Origin of the sequence: Microbacterium sp. C448 (assembly GCF_000582705.2) — a bacterium.
GTDB classification, from domain to species: domain Bacteria; phylum Actinomycetota; class Actinomycetes; order Actinomycetales; family Microbacteriaceae; genus Microbacterium; species Microbacterium lacus_A.
Genome location: NZ_HG779691.1, coordinates 15,033 through 20,920 on the forward strand (window position 1 = coordinate 15,033; position 5,888 = coordinate 20,920).

Annotated in this window: 6 protein-coding genes and 1 pseudogene; 4 read left to right on the forward strand and 3 right to left on the reverse strand. The window is 66.6% G+C overall.

Going from position 1 to position 5,888, the window contains the following annotated elements; translation table 11 throughout:
* Positions 1-111 precede the first annotated feature (111 nt).
* A complete protein-coding gene (locus MIC448_RS09440) occupies positions 112-858 on the reverse strand; it encodes a MerR family transcriptional regulator (protein WP_036298725.1) in 747 nt (248 codons plus the stop codon).
* A 58-nt stretch (positions 859-916) separates the two neighbouring features.
* On the opposite strand from MIC448_RS09440, the gene MIC448_RS09445 reads away from it, so the two are divergent.
* Together MIC448_RS09445 and MIC448_RS09450 are read left to right on the forward strand one after the other, a co-directional pair.
* Complete coding sequence (locus MIC448_RS09445) at positions 917-1,438, forward strand: small multidrug efflux protein (RefSeq protein WP_199484431.1); 522 nt, start codon at positions 917-919, stop codon at positions 1,436-1,438.
* A 5-nt stretch (positions 1,439-1,443) separates the two neighbouring features.
* A complete protein-coding gene (locus MIC448_RS09450) occupies positions 1,444-2,082 on the forward strand; it encodes a hypothetical protein (RefSeq protein ID WP_036298731.1) in 639 nt (212 codons plus the stop codon).
* Positions 2,083-2,085: 3 nt separating this feature from the next.
* Here MIC448_RS09450 and MIC448_RS09455 read toward each other — a convergent pair whose 3' ends face one another.
* The gene (locus MIC448_RS09455; protein WP_036298733.1) at positions 2,086-2,922 is read right to left on the reverse strand and encodes an NAD(P)-dependent oxidoreductase; all 837 of its coding nucleotides are present in this window, start codon (positions 2,920-2,922) and stop codon (positions 2,086-2,088) included.
* Positions 2,923-2,974: 52 nt separating this feature from the next.
* Positions 2,975-4,282, reverse strand: coding sequence for an HNH endonuclease signature motif containing protein (locus MIC448_RS09460; RefSeq protein WP_036298735.1), 1,308 nt, complete (start codon positions 4,280-4,282; stop codon positions 2,975-2,977).
* Positions 4,283-4,389: 107 nt separating this feature from the next.
* Between MIC448_RS09460 and MIC448_RS09465 the strand changes: the two genes are divergently transcribed.
* Together MIC448_RS09465 and MIC448_RS09470 are read left to right on the forward strand one after the other, a co-directional pair.
* Positions 4,390-5,385, forward strand: a complete 996-nt coding sequence (locus MIC448_RS09465; RefSeq protein WP_036298738.1) for a LacI family DNA-binding transcriptional regulator — start codon at positions 4,390-4,392, stop codon at positions 5,383-5,385.
* 108 nt (positions 5,386-5,493) lie between these two features.
* A pseudogene (locus MIC448_RS09470) lies at positions 5,494-5,888 on the forward strand (class II aldolase/adducin family protein); the annotation flags it as partial.

The following is a 5,888-nucleotide window of genomic DNA, read 5'->3' on the forward strand; positions in this document are numbered from 1 at the left end:
CGGGTGCCGTGGGATTCGAACAGCGGCGCGAAGCGTCGCGTGTTCGATGGGCCCACGCCGCCAGAGGCTCCGCGCGCCGCGCAGCGGCGTGGGGAGAGGCGGTGGGGACCCTCACTCGTCCGTGGCTTCGTCCTTCGGCAGCGATTCCCGGGCAATGACGGTCGCCCGAGCCAGCACGTCGAACTGGGCGGGGTTGTAGAGCGCCAGGACCGACTCGGACACGGCGCTCGCGGCCAGCTTCGGTGCCTTTGAGAAGTGCGCACCCGGCGAACTCATCAGCCAGGGATAGTCGGCCATGGCGCGCGCCAGGGTCACCGCGTATCTCTCGGCGAGTCGACGTCGCTCATCCTCGTCTGCATCCGGCGCGAGCGCATCGAAGTCCTCGGTCGCCTGGTCGCGCTCGGCCTCGAGCATCCGTCGTACGTCCGCCATCGCGTCCTCGTCGTACAACTGTTCATAGATGAGGATCAGCGCCCGGTCTGAGGTGGACAGCCCGGCGGCGACATGTTCGAAGCCGCTCGGAACGTCGGTCGCCGAGGAGCCCCGCAAGATCGCGGCGATCTCGGCTCGCGCACGCTGTAGGCGCTCGATGCTCAACGCCAGTTCCGCGTCGATGGCTTCTAGTGCCTGCGAGGACGTATCGCCGCTTTGTCCGACCTGTTCGATCTGTTCGATCGGTACGCCCAGATCCCTCAAACGCCGGATCTGCAGCAGCCGCACGAGGTGCTCAACCTGATACTGCTTGTACCCGTTCGACATCCGATCGGGCTCGTCGAGAAGCCCGACGCGGTGATAGTGCCGCACCGTATTGACGGTCGTACCGGCGAGATCCGCGAGCTCGCGTGTGCTCCATGCCATCCGGTCGATTCTGCCCGATTTGACTGTGTTGTCGGAACACGGTTTCTACTCGTAAATCATGAACCCTCTTCAGGAGCTCGTCACCAACTTCCAGGACATGGTCGCGCAGGTCCCCGAGATCCTCCGCCCTCTCATCGTGATGCTCGCCGGGACCATTCCGTTCGTCGAGGGCGAGGTCGCGGCAATGATCGGAATCGTCGGCGGGCTCAATCCGATCGTCGCCGCGATCGCCGCGGCATCCGGCAACTTCTTGTGTGTTCTGGTCGTGGTGCTGCTCACGTCGAGGGCGCGGACCGCCGTCGTCAACCGCGCCAGCGCTTCTCAGGACGACGCGGCGCCCAGCAAGTCAGAGTCGAAGGGGCGTCAGCGTTTCAAGCGGTGGCTGGTTCGGTTCGGCGTGCCCGGCGCGAGCATCCTGGGCCCCCTCGCGATCCCGACGCAGTTCACGTCCGCGATCTTGGTCGCCAGCGGAACTCGGCGAGGGTGGGTCTTGCTCTGGCAGGCGGTGGCCATCGTCGTCTGGACAACCGTGACCACGGTGTCGATCTGGGCGGCCATGACCTACGTCGTGGGAGTCTGAAGCACATGCTCAAAAGGTCGGTGAAGCCCGGAGATGGGCACCCACTACCTCGCTTTCGTTGGTGGCAGCTGTTCTCGCGCTCCGTCTTCCATCTGGGTCTTGTCAGTCCGGACGGCTCCCGTCAGACGTGGACGGTCGACGTCCGCCACGGAGGCGACTCGAACGGCACCGTACTCGCGAAGCTCTACCGCGACGGAGTCCATGAGGCGACGTCGAAACTTCCGGCGACGTTCACCGTGCCCGGCGGCAAGATCGAGGTCGTTGTCTCGGGTTTCGGGATCAAACGGTGTCACTACGTCACCCCGGATGGTTCGGAGCGGCAGCTCACTCCCGATCAGGCCTCCGCAGAGGGTCGTCGTGCTCGTCTCGAGCGTGCTCACCCTGTCCTGAGTCGCGCGATAGGGTCCGCGTCGTTGATCATCCTCGTGATCGCGCTCGTTCTCGGTGTGCCGCAGATCATCGACGAGATCTCACACATTCCGCTGATCGCCGACAACATCGGCACCTTCGCGAGCCCTATTCATCTGCCGGCGTGGGCGAACATCTCGCTGGTCGTCGCGACTCTCGTCGCGAGCACCGAGCGTGCGCTGCGGTTGCGATACAACTGGGTCCTGGATGGCGGTCTGTTCGACGGAGGCGAGTAGGGGTCAGTCGCGCCAGGAATGCTGGGGGTCGTAGCCGAGCAGGCGCCGTGCTTTCACGATCGAGAGCATCGTGTCGTGCTCGCCGAGGTCGCCGTGGACGGGCACGTCGGGGAAGACCTCGGCGAGGAGCTCGGCGTTCGGCCGGGTCGTGACGGTGTCGGCCGCCGCGATGATGAAGCGGTCGAAGCCCGGGGGAGCAACCTGCAGTGCGCGCTCGATGGCCTGGGCGCCGTCGCGCGCGTCGATGTAGCCCCAGAGATTCCACTTGCGATCCCGCGGGTCGGCGTCGTAGGGGAACGCCTCGTAATCTTCGGGCACCATCACGTTCGAGAAGCGCAGTGCGGTGATCGAGACATCCGGATGCCACCGCACGAGCTCGATCGCGAGCTGCTCCTCGAGGTGCTTGACCAGCGAATAGACGGACTCAGGGCGGGCGGGGTACTCCTCGTCCACCGGGATGTAGGGCGGCGGCACATCGAAGGGCAGACCGAGCACGGTCTCGCTCGATGCGTAGACGATCCGGGTGATGCCCAGGCGGATCGCAGCCCAGAAGACGTTGAACGTGCTCGGCATGTTGTTGTGGAACGTCGCGATATCGGGCGCTATGCCGGGAGCCGGGATGGCAGCCAGGTGGACCACCGCGTCGAAGCCGTCGTGCTGGTCGTTGACGGCGGTGAGGGCATCGACCACCTGGCCGTAGTCGGTGAGGTCGACACGAACAAATCCGGGCCCGCGTTGCCCGACGATATCCATGCCGATGACGTCGTGCCCGGCGGCGCGCAGTTCATTGAGGACGACGGAACCGAGCTTGCCGGAGGAACCAGTGAGAGCGATGCGCATGTCTCCAGGCTCGCACACGGGTGCCGTGCGAGGGCGGGTGAAGCGCGCTCGGTCAGAACGGCGGCGGAGCGGAACTCACGTATCCCGTGGGAGTCTCCACCCTGACCGTGCCGTCGCTTCGTGTGATGAACCGGAACTTGGTGATGTGCCGGTGCTGATGATCCGGAGGACAGAGCGGGCGCAGGTTGACCTCGTCGGTCTTCCCTCCCAGAGCCCAGGGCTTGTCGTGATCGATGTCGGCGTCGAGGGCGAGGCGCGTGCAGCCATCGCGAGCGCACCTTCCGTATCGCAGGACGAGCCAATCCCGCTGCGCCTTTGTCGGGCGATACGTGCGGCGGTCCATCTGGAGCACGACCCCGCGTACCGGATCCGTGATCACGCGGTGAAAGGCCTTGGCATCGCTGAAGAGCTGAGCGGCCGTGAGTGGATCGATGGGACCGTGACCCACGAGCTCCGCATCCTCGCGGGGGAGCCCGGCCAGCCGGGCTGCGAGGTCGCCACCTGCGCCCGCCGTCGTCCCCTCTCCCGCGAGCAGGGAAACCGGCACGGTGACGAAGACCTTCGTCTTGACCGCGGTCGCCGTCCCGTCGCCTTTCAACCATGACGCGAACAGGTCGGCGCGGATCTGATCGCGGGTGCGCAGCTCGCGGATATCCTTCGACGTCGCCTTTGCGGTCGCGTCCAGGCGACGACCGAGGGCCACCGCGTCGACGGTCGGTACGAGGGCAGAGACCCACGACATCCCGTCGTCGACGTGCTCGATGCAGACGCGACGATCGCGCATTGCAGCGGCGTGGCGTACCTCGGAGCGACGGGTGTCGAGGCGCTCGAGCAGCCGCTTGAGGCGTGCGCGGAATGCGGCGCGCGTGCAGGACAGGACCCACTCCGATGTGGCTGCGTCAAGTTCAGCGATGGCCGACTCGGCCTCCGCGATCTCTTCGGGAGAGGCACCGTCCGCAGCACGCAGCCGGGCGGCTCCCGCGACGACCGCATCGACGAGTACGAGAGGCGCGAAGCCGTCGAGGGCGCGACGCCACAGCCACGGCAACGACTCGGATGCGGCCGATGCCGTGTACGCGTGGGACCGGAGGGTCTGCTCGGACACGTTCAGACGCAGAGACAGATCGAGCAGAACCCCACGCTCGGCCAGGTCTTCGCCGTCTCGCCCGACGATGTCCGTGTAGACGTACGGATGCCGACGCGCGATCTCGATCGCCTCCGCGATACCGGCCGCACGACGCGCATCGTGCCGGATCGACGCGAACTGATCACCCTGGAGATCATCGAACAGAAAGCCCAGCGACTCTTCCATGGACACGCTCGTCGACGATGTCTGCGGATGCTCGAGGACTTCGATCACAGATCGAGCGTAGCACAAAGATACGATGAAAAGCTACGGCAGAAGCAAACAAATAGTACACATGTACTATCACTACGCTGAGGCACAGCCCAAGGAGGGGATGACAGATGACGCAGCCCGCCCCCGTGCGCGCCGTCGGGGTCCGCGACGTCGCCGCGCACGCCGGAGTATCGACGCAGACGGTGTCGCGCGTGCTCAATGGTCATCCGCACATCCGCCCCGAAACGCGTCAGCGGGTACTCGATGCGATCCAGGCGCTCGGCTATCGCATCAACAACGCCGCGAGAGCCCTGGGCACCAGCACATCGCGCACCCTGGGCGTCGTGGCATCCGATGCCGCCCTCTACGGACCCGCCGAAGGGGTCGCCGCTCTCGAGGCGGCGGCCCGAACGGGAGGGCGCTGGATCGCCACGGCCTACGCGGACGCCGCGGATGCGTCGTCGGTCGAAGCCGCGGTAAAGCACCTGCTCGCGCAGGGCGTCGACGGCATCGTGCTCGTCGCACCCCACACGCGCACGCTCGAGGCGGCCACCGCGGCGGCGCCCGGTGTTCCGATCGTCGCCCTGCACGGCGGCACCGGTGTGGCGACTCAGTCGGCGGGCGCGGCACTCGCGGTGGCGCACCTGATCGACCTCGGGCATCGACGAATTGCGGAGGTCGCGGGCCCGGGTGACTGGCTCGAGGCGACGGCTCGTTCCCGGGGTGTGGCTGACGCGCTTGACTCCGCAGGCTTGACCCTCGCCGACCGGTGGGAGGGCGACTGGAGTGCTGCTGCCGGGTATGCGCTCGCAGAGGCGGTCGCCGAAGCCCTCGGGCGCGCACAGGCGCCCACTGCGCTCGCCGTTGCGAACGATCAGATGGCGCTCGGTCTGATGGCGGGACTGCGTGCTCAGGGCATCGACGTGCCCCGCGAGGTCTCGGTCGTGGGGTTCGATGACAATCCCGACTCCGCGTTCTACCTGCCCGCGTTGACGACGGTGCGACTCGACCTCGCGTCCGAAGCGCGGCGGGTGGTCGCTGAGGTCGTCGGCGCGCCGGGGGAGGCGTTCGCTGAGCCTCCGGTGCTCGTCGTGCGCGATTCTGCGATTCCGCTCGGCGACTGAACGAACTCCCCAGCGGCGGACGGACTCTCGCGCAAATCGGATGGTACCGGTAACATCGTGAGGGTCGCTCGAACCCGAGGCGACCGCCGCGAGACCGATGGAGCCCCCGTGAGCACGACCGAAGACCCGAATTCCGTCGAGGCAGCGATCGCCGCCACCCGAATCGAGGTCGCCGCGCTGCATGCGGAGTTGGTGCGTTACGGCTTGGTGGTGTGGACGGGTGGGAATGTGTCGGGTCGTGTGCCCGGGGCGGACTTGTTCGTGATCAAGCCCAGTGGTGTGTCGTATGACGATCTCGCTCCGGAGAACATGATTCTGTGCGATCTGGATGGGAACGTCATCGCCGGGACGCCGGGGAGTGATCGTTCTCCGTCGAGTGATACCGCGGCGCATGCGTATGTGTATCGGAACATGCCGGATGTGGGTGGTGTGGTGCACACGCATTCGACGTTGCGGTGGCGTGGGCGGCGCGGGGGGAAGAGATTCCGTGTGTGATCACGGGG